The sequence below is a fragment of the Paenibacillus sp. PastF-3 genome (genome assembly GCF_029893135.1).
In the GTDB taxonomy this organism is placed as follows: Bacteria; Bacillota; Bacilli; order Paenibacillales; family Paenibacillaceae; genus Paenibacillus_AQ; species Paenibacillus_AQ nitricinens.
This window is the reverse complement of the sequence record NZ_JARXWM010000002.1, coordinates 192,793-210,784: the sequence shown is the minus strand read 5'-3', so window position 1 is coordinate 210,784 and position 17,992 is coordinate 192,793. Positions and strand designations below refer to the sequence as shown.

Below are 17,992 nucleotides of genomic sequence, written 5' to 3'. Positions count from 1 at the left end.
TTGAAAGGAGAGTACTTATATTATGGCAATCAAGATCATAACAGACAGCGGTTCTGACCTACCCCTTGACTACATGGAGAAGTATAATGTTTCCGTGGTCCATCTACCGGTTCATTTTGGGCATGAGTTAATGCCTGCGGATACGGATACGAAAATCTTTTATGCTAAAATGAGTGAATCCAAGGAGCTACCTACTACAGCAAGTCCCAGTCCAAACCAATTCCTTGAGACATTCAGGCAAGTAGAGGAAGGTACTGACATTATGGTCATTTGTATGTCCTCTAATATTAGTAGCACTTATCAGACGGCTATGATCGCTATGGAAATGTACCAAGAAGAAGGACACACCAATGCGATAGAGGTTATAGATTCCAAGACCTTTTCTGGCGGGTTGTCGCTGATCGTGGGTCTTGCGGCGAAGTGGTCACAGACTTGTTCAAGTCTGCAGGAACTGAAGGTCAAGGTGCTTCAGCAAATGGATGAAGTTCAAGCATATTTTACACTGGACACACTTGAGAATGTAATGAAGGGCGGACGTTTAAGCCGGATATCTGGAGCGGTTGCTTCCGTGCTAAATATCAAACTACTACTCAAAATCAGCGAAGAGGGTACTGTTGAGGTAGTGGAGAAGACCCGGGGTCTTCCAAAGGCATTAAACCGACTGCTTGCACATTTGGATGAGAAGCAGCATGACTACGAGAAGGCTGTTATCGCTATAGTACACAGTAACTGTGAGAAGCTTGCGCTTGAGATTAAAGAACGCATCTTACAAAAGCACCCGTTCAAAGAAGTTTTACTCTCAAGTATGGGACCTGTAATGGGAACCTATGCGGGTGAAGGTGGAATTGGTGTTGCTTTTTAATAGGACTCTGAGGGCGTTTATATTTGCCGGCAGGCGTTCAGATTTCTGGAATTATACGATCGTACATGGGACGGGTTCCTGTGTGCGATTTTTATTTAAATATAAGAATTTGATGGATGTAATAATTTAGCTATTCTTTAGATTGCGTTTAGGTGGGTTTAATAATCGAAGATTATAGTTAGATGGGGTGATTACTATGTATACAATTCTAATCGCAGATGATGAAGCAGAAATTGTGGAATTGTTGAGATTATATTTAGAGAAAGAGTACAACATTGTGGAAGCGAACAGTGGGACTGAAGCGTTAAAGCAAGTACAGAACCATAAAATTGATTTAGCGATTCTTGATATTATGATGCCTGGTCTAGATGGACTGCAATTATTGAAGAAGATTCGTGAGTCTCATCATTTCCCGGTGTTGTTTTTATCTGCAAAAAGCGAACATTACGACAAAATACTGGGACTTGAACTCGGTGCCGACGATTATATTTCCAAACCGTTTAATCCATTGGAAATTGTAGCTCGTGCGGGAGCTTTACTACGGCGGGTACATCATTTTGACGCACAGATAATTGAAGAAAAGACAGCTGAACAGATTGTGTTGGGAGAATTGAGGCTGGATCAAAGCCAGTGTCTGATCTATCGTTCAGGAGAACCCGTCGTTCTTACCTCTACTGAGTACAAAATTCTGGAATTAATGATGAAACAACCGGGCCGGGTCTTTACACGAAAAAAAATATATGAGGCGGTATGGGAAGATTTCTATGTGTACGAAGATAATAGTATCATGGTACATATCAGTAATATCCGGGAAAAGATCGAGGAAGATTCCAAAAAGCCGGTTTATTTAAAGACTATTAGAGGGCTGGGATACAAAATTGAAGCGCCTATGGAGCAATAGAGATCAACGACCTTTACAATCATCGCTGACGCTGGATTTTTTGTTATTCATCTGCATTTTGTTTTTTCTTGTGATTGTTTATTATTTGTTCATTAATCTTGATGTGACCCATATGTTCGAAAAAAATAAAATCGCTGATCCTGATTTGAAGGTTGAAGCGAGTGCCTATCGGGATAATCTGGAGCATGGTATAGAAACCAAACGGCTTCTGCGTAGCGGTGGGTGGATTGAGATCTTGGGTCAAGACAAGAAGGTCATCGACGTTGTTGGTGAGAAGAAAGACGATGTAACACAATATACCGACAACCAGCTCTTAAATAATCTGGAAAACGGAGAAGATCAGGCGTACTTCTACTCGTTGACTACACGTAATAATGAGAATGAATCAGAGTGGCTGCTTTTGAAGATCCCTAGAGAAGTTATCGACATTTCAATTAACAGTGATCCATTAGTTGAATACTTCAACCACTCGCTCTCATATTATGTTTTTTTAGGAGTTGGAATGGTTCTCTTGCTTATTATCGTGTACAGCTATTGGGTGGCACGAAGAATCAGGAAGCCGCTGCGTATTATTACGCTTGGTTTGAAGCAGATGATTGAAGGAAATTATGATACTCGTATCTCGCTATATGCAGAGAAAGAATTTTCGCAAATAGGGGAGACTTTTAATTATATGGCGGACGTCATTGAGAAGACAACGAAAGAAAAACGTCAAGCGGAAGAAAGTAAGAAACGCATGATGGTTGATCTTTCTCATGATCTGAAGACACCCATTACGAGTATACAGGGGTTTGCACAGGCGTTGGTTGAAGGTCGTGGGGAGGATGAAGAACGTCAGAAAAGGTATTTAACCTATATCTATAATAAATCCTCGCAAGTGACCAAGCTGATTCAAAATATGGTGGAGCTGCTTAAAATAGATTCCCCAGATTTTTTACTACGAATGGAGCGTCATGAATTGGGCGAGTTTATTCGTGAAATCGTTGCAGACTCCTATGGTGAGATTGAACAAAAGAACTTCATCCTGCAGCTGAATGTTCCTGAACAGGAAGTATTCGCAAGCTTCGATGCGGAGCTGCTCTCGAGTGTAGTTCATAATTTGATCTCCAATGCTTTGACCTATAATCCGCCAGGTACTCATCTACGTGTGGAGGTTATCCCTTCGGAGAGTGAGGTTGCAATTGAAATTGCAGATACCGGAGTAGGTATTCCTGAAGAGCTTTGGTCAACGCTTTTTGATCCGTTTGTTCGTGGAGATAAAGCGCGGTCAACTACAGGTGGAACGGGTCTTGGTTTATCCATTGCTATGAAAAATACAGAGAAAATGGGTGGCACGCTTCATCTCAGTCGCGAAAAGAAGGAACCAACGGTATTCACCATCCGTATTCCCAAATAGCGAGATGAAAGCCTCCCGAAAATAGAAGATAGGAGAGAACTATGGCTAAACTGAACACATTCATTCGAGTTTGTATAGCGATCCTTTTGGTGTTAGGCATCGTATTTTTAGGCTCACAAGTTAATTTTATTTTCAGTCCAATCTTGTCTTTGTTCAATGTTATTATCGTGCCCTTAATGTTGGCAGGATTTTTCTATTATTTACTCCGGCCTCTAATCAATACTTTGGAGCGATATAAACTAAATCGCTCTGTTGCGATCATCATTGTATATGTGGTCATTGCATTGCTCTTGTTCGGTTTTAGTATTGGAGTATGGCCTTCACTTCGAACACAGCTAGTTAATTTTGTCGATAATATGCCAAATCTGATCGCAGCCGTGAATCAGCAGTTATTGAGGCTCGAGGACAGTGGATTTTTGGCTTCTATTATCCCAGCAGATATGGATCTTGCTTCCCAATTGACTGAATATTTGAATAAAGGATTTAATCTGATTTCGAATTACGTAACGGGTCTATTCTCCTTTGTTTCAAATTTCGCGATTATTTTATTTACCTTTCCTATTATGTTGTTTTACATGCTTAAGGAAGGTGGGAAATTTGGTCGTAAGATTGTAAGTTTCTTTCCAAAGAAGTATCGTGGAGAAGGAACTACAATGATGAGTGAAATTGACAGTGCGTTAAGTGGATTCATTGTTGGTCGGGTATTAGTCAATCTGGCGCTTGGTGTTTTGATGTATATTGGTTTCCTTATTATTGGACTACAGTATGCATTGTTGCTGACAGTAATTGCTGTTGTAATGAATTTTGTACCTTTCATTGGTGCAATTCTCTCCAGCATCCCAATTTTTATTATCGGATTCATCCAATCGCCGTCCATAGCCGTGTGGTCCATCATCATCGTTCTTGTAGCTCAGCAAATTCAGGATAATCTGATTGCTCCCTACATTTTTGGGAAAAAGCTTGATATTCATCCGCTGACAACGATCATTTTAGTGTTGGTTGGTGGAGATATAGGCGGGATTATTGCGATATTGCTGATTATTCCACTGTATATGATTGTGAAAATCCTCTTGACCAAAGTGTATAATTTGTTTGTTAAGAACCACAGGGCAGAGTCAGAGGTAGAAGTAAAGGTAGAGGTAGAGGAGAGTCTTTAATATCTCTTAAATTAACAAATATGGAGGTTGTTTATATGAATGAAGGAACGGAGCAAGGATTAATTCATATCTCAGATGATGTAGTCACATCGATCGTTGGACAGGTGGTTCTGGAAACGCCAGGTATTGCTGGGATGTCAGGAAGTAATATTTCGGACAACTGGGCCAAACGTTTGGGCGGTAAAAATGTGAAAAAAGGGTTATCTGTAGAAGTGAAGGAAGTAGACGTTGCCATCGACCTGCGGGTTATTGTTAATTACGGATGTGTGATTCAAGAGGTCTGCTATATGCTGCAAAAAAATGTACGTAATGCTGTGGAGAATATGATGGGCTTGTCCCTTGTTTCGGTAAATGTGAAAGTTGAGAAGGTAGCCCTTCCAGTATAAGGATATCTCTCAAATAGGCACCGTGATATAGGCTTCTGCATAGAATGGAGCAAATCCATTTACGGAGGTCAGAGCATCCATGTCGACATATAACACTGGACAGCAAAATAATGTGATTTATCAGGCCGATCCTGCGGTGATCCGGCACCTGCACGGTGTTCGTGATTCCTTGCATCAATCCTGCAGGCCCTATCTTAACCATCAGGTGAGTGTACAGACTTTAGATGGCTTAGTGCATGAAGGCACCCTAGCTGGAGTAGATAATAAACATTTATATTTGAACGTTGCGGTGAATGGCCAAATGCCACGCGGTTATTATAATCCATACCAGCCTTATCATCCGCATCCGGGTCCTGGTCCTTACCCAGGTCCACACCCAGGCCCAGGTCCTTACCCAGGTCCTCCTAATAATAATGTGATTTTGCCGCTTGTGTTGTTCGAACTGCTTGCCATTTCTTTACTCTAGATTATCTTGAATAAGAACATGTGCTGAAATCTAGCCATGTTCTTTTTTGTATACATAAAGGTTACTCTTGATATAATTGCTGTATAACCTGGAGGTGTCATATGATTAGATATCCGATTATGAAGAAAAATGCGACAGTAGGGGTAACAGCACCTTCATCTGGAGTAGGTCCTCAAAACGCAGAGTTAATTAAGTTGGTCTCAAGCCGTTTGGAGTCTAGAGGATTGAATATGATTTGTGGGGATACCGTATGGACGCAAGAGAAAGCTAAATCCGCACCAGCCAAAGTTCGTGCTCAGGAGTTTAACGAGATGATGGGCAGTGAGCATATTGATATCCTTATTCCGCCTTGGGGCGGAGAACTGTTAATTGAGGTTCTTGAATATATTGATTTTGATACTATGAAGGACAAGTGGATCTTAGGCTATTCAGATATTAGCGTACTGTTGCTTGCAGTAACGTTAAGGACAGGGATTGCCACAGCCCACGGGACTAACCTCGTTGATTTAAGAGGAGAGTATTCAGATGATACCACAGCCATGTGGGAAGCGGTTCTAGACACAAAAGCAGGGGATTCTATCGTCCAGCATTCTTCAATTAAATACCAGGGGGAATGGCAACATGATGCTCCTACGCCTTATGTATTTCACTTGACAGAAGATACCCGTTGGAAGACAGTATCCTCTGGTCCTGTAACTATGAAAGGGCGTTTGCTTGGGGGCTGCATAGATGTAATTAGGCATCTGATTGGCACACCATTTGGGAATCTGCGGCATTTTCAAGAACAAATGATTAACAATGAACCGATCCTATGGTATTTGGAAAACTGCGAACTGAATACGGTTGATGTACGTAGGTCATTAGTTCAGATGAAGCTAGCAGGTTGGTTTGAGAATTGTTCTGGCATTATGTTTGGCAGAAGTCCTGCCAATCGCCCCGTAGAGAACTACACGGCCGAAGACATCTACGCAGAGCTTTCTGAGGAACTCCAGGTACCGATTGTGTATGATATCGATTGTGGTCATATCCCACCGCAAATTACGCTGATTAACGGTGCGTACGCAGAAGTTGATGTGACGGACGGAGTAGGAACGGTAAAGCAATTTTTCTATGAATAGATGCATACAAAAAAAAGGACAACCATTTGGGTTGTCCCTTTTACTATTAGTTCCCTGTAGTTACAATAGCGGTGATTTCCTCGTCCAAGTCTAGCCTTACATCTTCGCGGTATGCACGAATGCCATATTCGCTAAGCATGTAACGTAGGATCGCCTCGATCATGTTGGACTCAACTAAATATTGACTACGTCCCTGTACCCAAACCTCAGCAGAGTATCCGGTGTCTTCTTCCCAGCTCAGTTCTACTTGAACATCTTCAGGGCGAACCGCTTTACGTTCAGCCATGTGTAGACATAGGGCATTGATGATCTCATCCATGCTTAGAACCATTGTTGACATTAGTAACGCCCACCTTGATCTTCTAAGCGACGACGTTCTTTTCTGCGACGGAAGAAGGACATCACGAGCATTACGAGCACATAGATAGCAAGCATATTAATGACGAATCCTAGAATGTTACCGAAGGCACCCATACCGGCGAACATTCCGCCGAACAGTAACCCTGCCAAACCACCGATCATCATACCTTTCATTAAGCCGCCACCGCTGAAGAATCCCCGTTTCGTATTTGCAGTAGATCCTGCTGTGGAGCTTTTAGTGCTATCGCTTTTCCTTACGTTATCGGTTGTTGATTTTTTTGGAGTTGTTGAATAACTACGAGTGCCGGATTTAAATCCGCCACCACCTCGCTTCGCATCCACAAAGTTCGGGGTAGCTACGGCGAAAAAAAGTGTGAAGGCCATTACAATCATCATTACGCGTTTCATTGGTTTCATTTAGTACGAAAACCCTCCTGTGAGTATAAAATTTGTGTGCATGTTCAGTATTACGCAGCTAGTCCTACTAGGTTTCAATTTTTATTTAAAATATAAGAAAGTTTATGCTTGTCATAATCTATACTTTTTTATTCACAAAAAAAGCGTGGATCCAGGATCCACGCAATTAGCAGTTAGTAGGTTGTTACTTAAATTATTTATACCCATCAACGACAAGTTCAAGCGCTCCGGTAGCCGGATCGATGATCATGCCATGCACAGGTACATTTGGGGGGAGTAATGGATGCTTATTGATCAGACTCACAGTTTGAGCTACCCCTTCTTGGATATTGTCAAACCCGCGTAGCCATTTGGTTAGCTTGATCCCGGAATTCTCCAGCGTGTTCAGCACCTCTTCGGATACTCCACGTTCTTTAATGGAATTGATCATATGGTCGGCGTTGAGGGAAGCCATACCGCATTCATAGTGCCCAACAACGATAACTTCCTCCGCGTCAAGTTCATATAAAGCAACCATGACACTACGCATAACACTACCAAAGGGCTGCGAAATAACCGCTCCGGCATTTTTGATGATTTTGACATCACCGTTCTTAAAGTTCATCGCTTTTGGTAATAGTTCAACCAGACGGGTATCCATACAGGTGATAATCAACATTTTTTTATCTGGATAGCGACTAGTTAAATACGCTTCATACTCTTTATTCTCTACAAAACTCTTATTAAAGCTAATAATATCGGATACATGGCTCATGGCTGTTTTTCCTCCCTATAATCACTAAAATGTACTTACATTACGCATATCTCTGACCAGGATATTTTTTCCGTAAATCTGTGAATCACTGTCTAGCTTAAAGGAAGAGAATCTTTCCTCGGCATCCAGACGCATCTTGTCCTCATAAAAGATTTCCTGCTGGCGGCTTACGATAAAGGGAAGGGAATCACTTTCCATCCTGGAATCGCCGTCCTCCATTTCTGAAACAATTAGTAATACATTAATTCCGTCACACCCGCAGCCTTCCGTATCATAAAAGAGCTTGAAAAATCCTGGCCGATCTTCAAGCCTTTCCTTCAACTTCCTTTCTGCGAGAGGTGTAACCTGAATCATCATAGCCGCTTCACGCTCCTTCAAATTTTGTGCGAAGCAAGTCTTGCTTCTTATGTAACTCATTGAATATTTTAAATTAGAGATGTAATCTCTGAAGTTGATTATACTCATTCAAAAAAGTATCATCAAGAGGAGTCGGCAAAACAGAGAAAGCAGGTGTAATAAAATGGAACAGCAAGTGAAGGAACAGTGGGAAAAATTTAGCGAGTTATTATCAAAAATAAGTGGATATTCAGAGGCCATAGAATTACTTCACTGGGATTTGCGCACCGGTGCGCCGCGTAAGGGCGTAGAGGTTCGTTCGGGAACGATAGGGATGCTAAGTGGAGAACTGTTTAGACTTGGTATTTCGAAAGAAATGGGAGAATTTACAGCATTTTTTACCCGTCCTGAAGTGATTAGCCAGCTAACTCATGATCAGCAGAAAATCGTTACCGATTGCCGTAAAGAATATGAGCGCAGCAAGAGCATCCCTTCCAAAAGATTTGAGGAGTACGCTGTCCTATCCGCGCATTCTCAAACCATTTGGGAAGAAGCCAAGGAGAACGATGATTTTGTCACTTTTGAGCCTTACTTAAGCAAGATCGTTGCTCTAAAGCAAGAGTTTATCGACTACTGGGGTGTAAAGGGAACGCGCTACGATACGCTTTTGGATATGTACGAGCCTGATCTAACAGTAGAGAAAGTAGATGAAGTATTCAGCCGTCTGCGCAGCCGCTTGGTTCCATTGGTAGAAGCTATCGCTGCTTCGCCGAATAAACCGGACACAAGTTTCTTGCAGCAGATCTTCCCTAAAGAACAGCAGGAAAAGTTCGGCAACTTTATTTTAGAGCAAATGGGCTACGATTTTGACGCGGGTCGTTTAGATGAGAGTGTGCATCCTTTTGCTACAGGATTGAATCCAGGCGACGTTCGTATTACGACCGCCTACCTGCTTGATAATGTGACTAGTGCCATATTCAGTTCACTGCATGAAGGCGGACATGCGCTTTATGAGCAAAATATCAGCAAGGATTTTGTTGGAACACCACTGGCACAAGGTGCATCGATGGGGATTCATGAATCTCAGTCGAGACTATGGGAGAACATGATCGGACGCAGCCGGGCTTTCTGGCAACGTTATTATGGGGATCTTCAACAACAATTCCCGGAGCAGCTTGCAAATGTGGAGTTGGAAGATTTCTACCGGGCGATCAACAGCGTGGAAAATTCCTTTATCCGGATCGAAGCAGATGAGCTTACATACAATCTGCACATTATCGTGCGTTATGAGATCGAGAAGCTTATTTTTAATGAGGGTCTTTCTGTAAAAGATTTGCCTCAGGTATGGAATGCTAAGTATCAAGAGTATTTGGGTATTACTCCGCCTTCTAACGCTCTTGGTGTGCTGCAAGATGTCCATTGGTCTGGCGGGGATTTCGGATACTTTGCTTCCTACTCCTTAGGTAATATGTACGCTGCACAGATTCTGAATACACTTCGCAAAGAGTTACCGGAGTTTGATGAGTTAATTGCTGCAGGGAACCTACTACCTATTAAAGAGTGGCTAACCGATAAGATCTATCGTTTCGGCAATAGCTTAACGCCTTCACAAATTATTGAGCAAGTAACGGGAGAACCACTGAGTCCAGATTATTTAGCTGATTATTTAGAAGCGAAGTATACGGAGATTTACAAACTGTAATCAAGTAGGATACGCGTGGTATAATAGAAAGAAAGCTTAAACGGAAGGATATGGATATGGCAAATACTCACACCTACAGCCGGAGAGAAGAAGTCGCGAATGCGATTACGCACGGGATTGGAACGGTATTAAGCGTGGCTGCACTTGTTCTGCTTGTTGTTTTTGCAAGTCTGAAAGGAACGACATGGCATGTGGTCAGCTTCTCCATCTATGGAACGACAATGCTGCTTCTGTATCTGAATTCAACACTAGTGCATAGTCTCAAAGAGGGTAAGGCGAAGGATTTGTTCGAATTTTTCGATCATTCCGCTATTTATCTGTTTATTGCTGGCACGTATACCCCCTTTTTGTTAGTCGCCATTCGGGGAACGCTTGGATGGAGTTTGTTCGGCGTTATTTGGGGAATCGCAGTGTTCGGCGTTTTCTTCAAGGCATTTTTTGTTAAAAAGTTTTTGTTCATGTCAACCATATTCTACATTGCAATGGGCTGGCTGATTGTAATCGCTTGGAACCCTCTTTCGGCTATTGTAGCTGACGGAGGAATGATCCTGCTGATGGCTGGAGGTATACTCTATACATTAGGTACTGTTTTTTATGTATGGAGAGGGTTTCCATACCATCATGCGATTTGGCATGTATTTGTCCTTGCGGGTAGTGTCACACACTTCTTCGCCGTATTGATTTATGTACTGCCGATCCAATAATTTCAAGCGAATTTATTGCGTGAAAAAGGGATTTTTAATAAAGAAAGAGATGACAAGCAAAAATGCTTGACATCTCTCTTTCTTTTAGGTATCATAAGGGACGTTGTGAAGGTGTAAAGTGTTTTTCCTTGACGAAGGGAGTGCCCTTAATGAGTCAGGAGAATAGGCTCGAGAAAACGAATCGTATCAATCTGCTTTTTGCCTTTTATGAACGACTGCTTACAGATAAGCAGCAAACGTTTCTTAAATATTATTTTCACGACGATTTTTCCTTGGGAGAGATTGCCGCTGAATTTGAAATCAGCCGCCAAGCCGTTTATGAACATATTAAACGGGCGGAGCAAGTCCTAGAAAATTATGAAGAAAAACTTGGTTTATTAGTGAAGCATGAGAGTCGTACCAAATATTTAGAAGAACTGCGCAGACTGCCGGAAAATGGGATGCTGCCTGAGCAATATAAACTTCGGTTCGCGGAGATCGTGGATCGCTTGCAGAGGTTAGAGTAGCATGAAGGGAGAAACTGCATATGGCGTTTGAAGGTTTAACCGGAAGATTGCAGAATGTGTTCAGCAAGCTGCGCGGTAAAGGTAAAGTATCCGAAGATGATGTAAACGAAGCTATGCGCGAAGTACGGTTGGCCCTTCTGGAAGCCGACGTTAACTTCAAGGTAGTTAAAGAATTCGTGGCTAAGGTGAAAGAAAAGTCTATTGGCACAGAAGTGATGGACAGCTTTACACCTGGGATGGTCATTATCGACATCGTTAACAAGGAACTAACCGAGCTGATGGGCGGAAGCCAAGCGAAGCTGGCCAAGTCGAACAAGCCACCAACTGTCATTATGATGGCGGGTTTACAAGGGGCGGGTAAGACAACCACTTCGGGTAAGCTGGCCAAGCTATTACAGAAGGGCAATCATCGTCCATTGCTTGTTGCGGCAGATATTTATCGCCCTGCTGCGATCAAACAGCTTCAAGTGCTTGGAGAACAAATTAAAGTTCCAGTATTCTCGCTGGGTGATCAGACTAGTCCGGTGGAGATTGCCAGACAAGCTGTACAACATGCGAAGGATAACGGACTTGATTATGTAATTATTGATACTGCAGGCCGCCTGCACATTGATGAAGAATTGATGGAAGAACTGAAGCAGATTCGGGGCATTGTAAATCCTGATGAAGTTCTGCTAGTAGTAGATGCAATGACTGGTCAAGACGCCGTGAACGTAGCTGAGAGCTTTAATAAGCAGCTTGAGCTTACAGGGGTTGTATTGACGAAGCTTGACGGCGATAGCCGCGGTGGTGCTGCACTATCCGTCAAAGCCGTAACTGGTTGCCCGATCAAATTCGCTGCGTTAGGTGAGAAGATTGACGCATTGGAGCCGTTCCATCCGGAACGTATGGCTTCGCGGATTTTGGGTATGGGCGACATGTTGTCGCTGATTGAGAAAGCGCAAGCGAACATTGACACTGATAAAGCTAAGGAAATGGAACGTAAGATGCGCAATGCAGAATTTACGTTTGATGATTTCCTAGAGCAAATGGATCAGGTGAAGAAGCTTGGCCCGATCGATCAAATTCTTGACATGCTGCCTGGCATGAACAAAGCCAAGGGCATTAAGGATTTGAAGGTTGACGACAAGCAAATGGGCCGCGTTGAAGCCATAGTTCATTCTATGACTAAGACGGAAAAGCGTCAGCCCGAGATCATCAACCATAACCGCCGCAAACGTATTGCTGCTGGTAGCGGAACTTCGGTTGCTGAGGTCAACCGCCTCATTAAGCAATTTGATGAGATGCGTAAGATGATGAAGCAATTCTCAGGCATGATGGGCGGAGGCGGCAAAGCCTCTAAGAAGAATGCGATGAAGCAGCTTAAAGGTCTAGGTGGAAAGGGTATGAAGTTCCCTTTTAAATGATCTTGCTGTTCTAATATCTCGAAACTATTATAAGGAGGTGATTTTTCGTGGCAGTACGTATTCGTCTGAAAAGAATGGGAGCGCATAAAGCGCCTTTCTATCGTGTAGTGGTTTCCGATTCCCGGTCCCCTCGTGACGGTCGTTTTATCGAGGAAATCGGTTATTATAATCCGATTGAACAACCGGCAGTAGTTAAGATCGATGAGGAAAAAGCTCTTAAATGGCTTCAAACAGGTGCGCAAGCATCTGATACAGTACGCAACTTGCTTTCCAAAGCAGGCGTAATGAAGAAGTTTCATGAGCTTAAGCAACAGAAATAATGACTGATTGCGAGGGTCCTCTATGGAAGAATTAGTTGGAGTAATTGCTAAGGCTTTAGTGGATCATCCAGAAGATGTGACGGTACGAGCGGTGGAGAAGGATCACCTAATTGTCTATGAACTGTCCGTACATCCTGATGATGTTGGAAAGGTCATTGGCAAACAAGGAAGGATCGCTAAGGCACTCCGTACAGTGGTCACATCTGCAGCAGTCAAGAGCGATAAACGCGTAACTGTAGATATTTTATCTTAAATGATGCGTACAATGAGGGGCTAGGGATAGTATATCCCGGCTCCTTTTTGTTCAAATATAGATTAGATGAAGCTTGTAAAGGAGAGGGTTGTATGACAGAAGAGTTAACCGTAGGCAGACTTGTGAACACACATGGTATTCGCGGTGAGATTAAAGTTCTATCCCATACCGATTTCCCTGATGTTCGTTTTGCTGCAGGTAAGAAGCTGCAGGTGCTCCCAGCAGATGGCAGTTCTAAATTCGAAGTAACAGTAGAATCCGCTCGTGAGCACAAGGGTATGTTCATCGTTAAGCTTAAAGGGTATACGAACATCAATGAAGTGGAAAAATATAAAGGAAGCCTCCTGAAGGTTCCGAGTAATGATCTGGTGGATCTCCCTGAGAACGAATACTACTTCCACCAAATCGTCGGTTGTGAGGTATACACGGATGAAGATGAAAACAAACCACTCGGTACGATTACAGAAATCTTACAGCCTGGTGCGAATGATGTATGGGTTGTTAAGCCTGCAAAAGGACAAGACATCCTAATTCCTGTAATTAACGATGTAGTCCTGAATGTAGATATAGAAGCCAAGCGAATTATTGTTCATTTGATGGAAGGGTTATTGCCATGATGAGAATTGATGTGCTTACGCTCTTTCCAGAAATGTGCGAAGGCGTATTCAGCACAAGTATTCTTGGTAAAGCACGTGAAAAAGGAATCGTTTCCTTAAATGCTGTGAACTTCCGTGATTTCTCGGGAAATAAGCATAATAGTGTGGATGATACACCGTATGGCGGTGGCGGGGGCATGGTGCTCAAGCCGGATCCAATTTTTAATGCAGTCGAGCATGTGCTTGGTACACCGAACGAGGAAGAACGCAATGGAACTGATGAAGAGGTTTCTGTGAAGCCGCGTATCATTCTTATGTGCCCACAAGGAAAAACTTACAATCAGAAGATTGCAGAGGAACTGGCGCAAGAGCAGCATCTAATCTTCATATGTGGGCATTATGAGGGATATGATGAGCGGATTCGTGAGCATCTGGTAACAGATGAACTTTCAATGGGTGATTATGTGCTTACAGGTGGAGAGTTGCCTGCATTGACGGTTATAGATTCCATAGTCCGGCTTCAGCCGGGGGCACTTGGAAATGAAACCTCTGCGATATCTGACTCGTTCAGCACGGGACTGCTAGAATATCCACACTACACACGTCCTGCCGAGTTTCGTGGCTGGAAGGTGCCGGATATTTTGCTGAGTGGTCATCATGCTAACATCGACATATGGCGGAGAGAGCAGGCACTGTTGCGCACATTGGAACGCAGACCGGACCTGCTTGAGACTGCAGAGCTTACATTGAAAGACAAAAAGACACTGGAACGTCTAAGAAATGTGGACAAGCCGGAGTGATAATTTAATGAAACAGGTATAGTTGACGTCTTTTTAACGTATCTTACGTTGAGGAGGCGTTTTTGTTATGTGTACCTGAGAACAAATCAAATAATAGTTTTCAAAATAATATGAGTATTGGTGCGTTGAAAGCTTCTTTTTAGGGTAATGAATAGAGGTGCCGCACTAATATATGCAGCTGATCACGCAGCAAGCTTAACTATTGAAGGGAATGAACTGAAGTGACTACGAAGACGCATGAAGAATTCAAGCCTAACGTGGACACAATCCACAAGGAGGCGGAGCCGCTCCGCACCGTGAATGATATTATCGATTTTTATACAAATCGCAATTCCCATTCGCCATTTAAAGAGTGAACATATAAGATTGAATGTTAGGGATTGACCGCCGCGTAAATAAAACCATTAGAAACAGTGAATGTGTTCGCTGTCGCTAATGGTTTTATTATTATTGTTAAATAACCACTTTCCAATGAGATCTAGCATCTCAGCGAAAAGTGGTTATTTTTTGAAATTATAAGAAAGTATATGATTCACGATATACTTTATCCTTATAATTCTCGCACAAACGCTTACCGTCCTTAAAAGGACGCCTAAGGCGTTTTAGCTTGCTATAAGAGTTCGTGGAGGCACATGTTATTCTTTGCGTAAGATTCTGTGTACTCCTGTAAGGAGTGAGTAAAGCGCAACACATACGAGAACAGTAACAGCCCATGCATAGTTGCGGACGGTGTAAGTAAGTGAAGCTAAAATAACGAAAATGGTGATACGCAGTACGCCTTCTTTAATAAACTGTTTTCTTTCTACATTCATGAGATTGGCCTCCTCGAATGGATGTGATATTGCGGACTGCAAGCTGAAGATAGGTCTTACATTATCTATAGCCTTAAGGAATACGAAAGATACAAGGATCGAAAAAAGTAAATATTAACCCAAAGTCCGACCTATGTAAGTTCGCCGTTACCGACCTGTACTCCTACACATAGATTATATCATTACGAACAAGGAGGAGTACACTAGTGGAAGCTTATTATAACTGTTTGCGTTGTAAAGATAGAAGGGTACGGATTCTGACTAGAGATGGTAGACAGCACGAAGGCGTTATTACAGATGTAGATAGATACAATGTTTACTTAAGAACTGGAAATGGTTCTGTGCATACTTCTGCGTTTTATGGAAATCCTTATGCCGGAAATCAGATCTTAACTCTGAGTCTGTTCACTCTGCTGGCCATCGCATTAATCTAATCATTTGGAACCAAAAACAGACCGCTCGGGTTTCCCGGACGGTCTGTTTATTACTGATTACTGTACTGTAATTGCACCAATATTTGAGCTTAGGGACAGCAAAGGTCCGCCTCCATTGATATCGGTCTTTCCACCTTCTACACCCTTGATTTGCCCGAGATCACTATTGGCTTCCAGGCTGCATTTCATACCATCGGCCAGGACAGCACTGAGGCTGCCGACCTCTGTTTTGGCTTTTAGGCTGCTATCATCCTTCATCCCTGCTATATCCATTCTTATACTGCCAGTATCGGATTCTACAGTGGATTTCCCAGTGATTTTAGCCCCTTCAATATTGATGGCTCCGACGTTGCTGACGATATGATAATTACCCTCTAAATTACGAAGGCGAATTTGACCTACGTTATTTGTGATTTTATATTTATTCATGCTGGCGGGGAGCTCTATATTATAGCTTATGCTAAAATCTGAATATCCATATTTGTCTTGCGCCCATGTCCATAAGTCCTTCTTAGGACTTGTTTTGGAATGCGTAGACACCTTCAAAGTATCACCACTGACCTCTACTAAAATTTCAGCATCATCCATAATCTTTTGGCGGTCAGACGTATGGAGAGAGCTGTTGTGGGATGAGATCGTTGCATTTACATGGATCAGATCTCCTGTAACAGCTGTTACTTCTATTTCTCCTACTGCATTGTCCATGCTGAGCACGGATGCTGAACCGATCGCTTGCGATACGGAGAGTTCTTTGTTAATGCTGTCTGCTTTAACTTCATCAACTACCTTAGTAGCTGTTTCCTCAACAGCTTGCTGCACAGTTGCAGCTGCTTTTCCTAGCTCTTGCTTGATAACTTCACCAAAGTTCTGGTGCGCATCCTCAGAAATACTTTTTTCAACCTCATTTTTGGCAGATTGTCTGCCTGGTAATTCAGTGCAACCCGCCAAAAGTACGATAGATAATACGGCTACTGCTGCTAACACACTATTATTATTCCTTTTCCTCATTGAACAAACTCCTCCTCGAATATGGGTGTATGTGATCTGACATATGTGATTTCGTTATGTACTTCTGTAAGTATAGCTTATGGGATTTATCTGTAAAAACGGCTGGAGGCGGGTTATTATACTGGACCAAAGACTAGGTCTCAAAAGTGTTCACTACACTTCGATTTTTAATTGTGCTAAAATAAATGAAAGATCACTCGCTGAATAAATACGGTTACGATACATATTTAAAAGGGCGCAGAAATCCTCATATTGTATACAGATATAGACCGTTACCTCACTTGCAGAACAGGGCGGTCTTTTTACTTTCTTTCTTTAATAAATCTTGAAGGGTGGAGGGAGCCAAATGAAATATGTAGCCATTTTGCTTGCCTTAGTAGTTTTGACAGGCGTATATTTTTTAGTCTGGAAACGGAAAATAAATACCACAAAAAATTATCCGCGTACTACACGGAGTAATGTAATCTCAATGGATAGTCATCGTAAAGCCAAACAGAGCCCAGGGGAGCAGCCCTGCTCTTCTTGTAAGAAGAAGAATGGAAAGCTTGTCTTCTATGCACAAGATAACGGAACTGTGGTTGGTCTATGTAAAGATTGCCAATCGAAGGCGAAAAAAAGAGATATGCTACCGCTTTAAATAGAAAAAATAAGTTGTATTAGCCCGTCCTTTATGGTATTATTATCTCTGTTGTGTGGAATACGGTGGTCCGCTGCGGATAATGAGGGAGAGCAAAGTTCTCTCCGGAAGAGGCAAGAACACCTGTACGGAAGGAGGAAGTCCTTAATGAATATCCTACAAGCTATTACGCAAGAGCAACTTCGTAAAGATATCCCGAGTTTTCGCCCGGGTGACACTTTGAAGGTGCATGTAAAAGTAATCGAGGGAACTCGTGAGCGTATCCAGTTGTTCGAAGGCGTTGTAATCAAACGTCGTGGCGGTGGAATCAGTGAGACTTTTACGGTTCGTAAAATTTCTTACGGTGTTGGTGTGGAAAGAACATTCCCAATCAACTCGCCTAAAATCGAGAAAATCGAAGTGGCTCGTCGTGGTAAAGTGCGTCGTGCTAAACTTTATTATCTTCGTGAACTACGTGGTAAAGCAGCGAGAATTAAAGAAATTCGTCGCTAGAATAGTGACAAAGGAAAGGGGCTTGAGTTCAAGCTCCTTTCGTTTTATTATTTTTTGAAAATATAAGAAAGCATAAGTTCCACGTTATACATTATTCTTATATTTCTCGCATAAACGCTTACCGTCCTTAAAGGACGCTGAGGGCGTTTTAGCTTGGTATATAATGCGT

24 protein-coding genes are annotated in these 17,992 nt (G+C 42.5%); 18 read left to right on the top strand and 6 right to left on the bottom strand.

Annotation, left to right across the window (positions count from 1 at the left end; translation table 11 throughout):
* Window positions 1-22 precede the first annotated feature (22 nt).
* The 7 genes from M2444_RS04950 (at window position 23) to M2444_RS04920 (ending at window position 6,286) form a co-directional block, all read left to right on the top strand.
* Window positions 23-862, top strand: coding sequence for a DegV family protein (locus tag M2444_RS04950; protein ID WP_094869575.1), 840 nt, complete (start codon window positions 23-25; stop codon window positions 860-862).
* Window positions 863-1,058: 196 nt separating this feature from the next.
* Entirely contained in the window at window positions 1,059-1,763 is a 705-nt protein-coding gene (locus tag M2444_RS04945; protein WP_094869576.1) for a response regulator transcription factor, read from the top strand.
* Entirely contained in the window at window positions 1,741-3,159 is a 1,419-nt protein-coding gene (locus M2444_RS04940; protein WP_094869577.1) for a sensor histidine kinase, read from the top strand. Before M2444_RS04945 ends, M2444_RS04940 begins: the two co-directional genes overlap by 23 nt.
* A 41-nt stretch (window positions 3,160-3,200) precedes the next feature.
* Window positions 3,201-4,316 (top strand): AI-2E family transporter, encoded by a 1,116-nt coding sequence (locus tag M2444_RS04935; protein ID WP_280786417.1) that lies wholly within the window; start codon window positions 3,201-3,203, stop codon window positions 4,314-4,316.
* A 35-nt stretch (window positions 4,317-4,351) separates the two neighbouring features.
* Entirely contained in the window at window positions 4,352-4,702 is a 351-nt protein-coding gene (locus tag M2444_RS04930; protein WP_042129003.1) for an Asp23/Gls24 family envelope stress response protein, read from the top strand.
* 79 nt (window positions 4,703-4,781) lie between these two features.
* Window positions 4,782-5,168 (top strand): hypothetical protein, encoded by a 387-nt coding sequence (locus M2444_RS04925; protein WP_280786416.1) that lies wholly within the window; start codon window positions 4,782-4,784, stop codon window positions 5,166-5,168.
* Window positions 5,169-5,269: 101 nt separating this feature from the next.
* Complete coding sequence (locus M2444_RS04920; protein ID WP_280786415.1) at window positions 5,270-6,286, top strand: S66 family peptidase; 1,017 nt, start codon at window positions 5,270-5,272, stop codon at window positions 6,284-6,286.
* Between the two features lie 46 nt (window positions 6,287-6,332).
* On the opposite strand, the gene M2444_RS04915 is transcribed toward M2444_RS04920, so the two are convergent.
* From M2444_RS04915 to M2444_RS04900, 4 genes are all read right to left on the bottom strand, one after another.
* The gene (locus tag M2444_RS04915) at window positions 6,333-6,617 is read right to left on the bottom strand and encodes a YxcD family protein (protein WP_094869623.1); all 285 of its coding nucleotides are present in this window, start codon (window positions 6,615-6,617) and stop codon (window positions 6,333-6,335) included.
* A gap of 8 nt (window positions 6,618-6,625) precedes the next feature.
* Window positions 6,626-7,054, bottom strand: coding sequence for a membrane protein (locus M2444_RS04910; RefSeq protein ID WP_042194151.1), 429 nt, complete (start codon window positions 7,052-7,054; stop codon window positions 6,626-6,628).
* Between the two features lie 202 nt (window positions 7,055-7,256).
* Complete coding sequence (locus M2444_RS04905; protein ID WP_094869581.1) at window positions 7,257-7,817, bottom strand: beta-class carbonic anhydrase; 561 nt, start codon at window positions 7,815-7,817, stop codon at window positions 7,257-7,259.
* Between the two features lie 24 nt (window positions 7,818-7,841).
* On the bottom strand, window positions 7,842-8,174 hold the full coding sequence (locus M2444_RS04900; protein WP_094869582.1) for an iron-sulfur cluster biosynthesis family protein: 333 nt from the start codon (window positions 8,172-8,174) through the stop codon (window positions 7,842-7,844).
* Window positions 8,175-8,337: 163 nt separating this feature from the next.
* Here M2444_RS04900 and M2444_RS04895 point away from each other — a divergent pair, with 163 nt between their 5' ends.
* The 8 genes from M2444_RS04895 (at window position 8,338) to trmD (ending at window position 14,440) form a co-directional block, all read left to right on the top strand.
* Window positions 8,338-9,855: a carboxypeptidase M32 gene (locus tag M2444_RS04895; protein ID WP_280786414.1), complete on the top strand. Its 1,518-nt coding sequence runs from the start codon at window positions 8,338-8,340 to the stop codon at window positions 9,853-9,855.
* A 56-nt stretch (window positions 9,856-9,911) separates the two neighbouring features.
* The gene (gene trhA, locus M2444_RS04890; protein ID WP_280786413.1) at window positions 9,912-10,559 is read left to right on the top strand and encodes a PAQR family membrane homeostasis protein TrhA; all 648 of its coding nucleotides are present in this window, start codon (window positions 9,912-9,914) and stop codon (window positions 10,557-10,559) included.
* 149 nt (window positions 10,560-10,708) lie between these two features.
* A complete protein-coding gene (gene ylxM, locus M2444_RS04885; protein WP_036688609.1) occupies window positions 10,709-11,065 on the top strand; it encodes a YlxM family DNA-binding protein in 357 nt (118 codons plus the stop codon).
* A 20-nt stretch (window positions 11,066-11,085) separates the two neighbouring features.
* A complete protein-coding gene (gene ffh, locus M2444_RS04880) occupies window positions 11,086-12,471 on the top strand; it encodes a signal recognition particle protein (RefSeq protein ID WP_094869584.1) in 1,386 nt (461 codons plus the stop codon).
* A 47-nt stretch (window positions 12,472-12,518) separates the two neighbouring features.
* On the top strand, window positions 12,519-12,791 hold the full coding sequence (rpsP, locus tag M2444_RS04875) for a 30S ribosomal protein S16 (protein ID WP_036688604.1): 273 nt from the start codon (window positions 12,519-12,521) through the stop codon (window positions 12,789-12,791).
* A 22-nt stretch (window positions 12,792-12,813) separates the two neighbouring features.
* Window positions 12,814-13,044: a KH domain-containing protein gene (locus M2444_RS04870; protein ID WP_042128982.1), complete on the top strand. Its 231-nt coding sequence runs from the start codon at window positions 12,814-12,816 to the stop codon at window positions 13,042-13,044.
* Window positions 13,045-13,136: 92 nt separating this feature from the next.
* Complete coding sequence (rimM, locus tag M2444_RS04865) at window positions 13,137-13,661, top strand: ribosome maturation factor RimM (protein ID WP_094869585.1); 525 nt, start codon at window positions 13,137-13,139, stop codon at window positions 13,659-13,661.
* Window positions 13,661-14,440, top strand: a complete 780-nt coding sequence (trmD, locus tag M2444_RS04860; RefSeq protein WP_094876050.1) for a tRNA (guanosine(37)-N1)-methyltransferase TrmD — start codon at window positions 13,661-13,663, stop codon at window positions 14,438-14,440. Before rimM ends, trmD begins: the two co-directional genes overlap by 1 nt.
* 635 nt (window positions 14,441-15,075) lie before the next feature.
* Here trmD and M2444_RS04855 read toward each other — a convergent pair.
* A complete protein-coding gene (locus tag M2444_RS04855; RefSeq protein ID WP_179283606.1) occupies window positions 15,076-15,252 on the bottom strand; it encodes a hypothetical protein in 177 nt (58 codons plus the stop codon).
* Between the two features lie 206 nt (window positions 15,253-15,458).
* Here M2444_RS04855 and M2444_RS04850 point away from each other — a divergent pair, with 206 nt between their 5' ends.
* Entirely contained in the window at window positions 15,459-15,686 is a 228-nt protein-coding gene (locus tag M2444_RS04850) for a hypothetical protein (RefSeq protein ID WP_094869586.1), read from the top strand.
* A 57-nt stretch (window positions 15,687-15,743) separates the two neighbouring features.
* On the opposite strand, the gene M2444_RS04845 is transcribed toward M2444_RS04850, so the two are convergent.
* Window positions 15,744-16,694, bottom strand: a complete 951-nt coding sequence (locus M2444_RS04845) for a hypothetical protein (protein WP_280786412.1) — start codon at window positions 16,692-16,694, stop codon at window positions 15,744-15,746.
* A 346-nt stretch (window positions 16,695-17,040) separates the two neighbouring features.
* Here M2444_RS04845 and M2444_RS04840 point away from each other — a divergent pair, with 346 nt between their 5' ends.
* Both M2444_RS04840 and rplS read left to right on the top strand, forming a co-directional pair.
* Entirely contained in the window at window positions 17,041-17,331 is a 291-nt protein-coding gene (locus M2444_RS04840) for a hypothetical protein (protein WP_094869588.1), read from the top strand.
* A 147-nt stretch (window positions 17,332-17,478) separates the two neighbouring features.
* The gene (gene rplS / locus M2444_RS04835; protein WP_042128973.1) at window positions 17,479-17,823 is read left to right on the top strand and encodes a 50S ribosomal protein L19; all 345 of its coding nucleotides are present in this window, start codon (window positions 17,479-17,481) and stop codon (window positions 17,821-17,823) included.
* Window positions 17,824-17,992 lie beyond the last annotated feature (169 nt).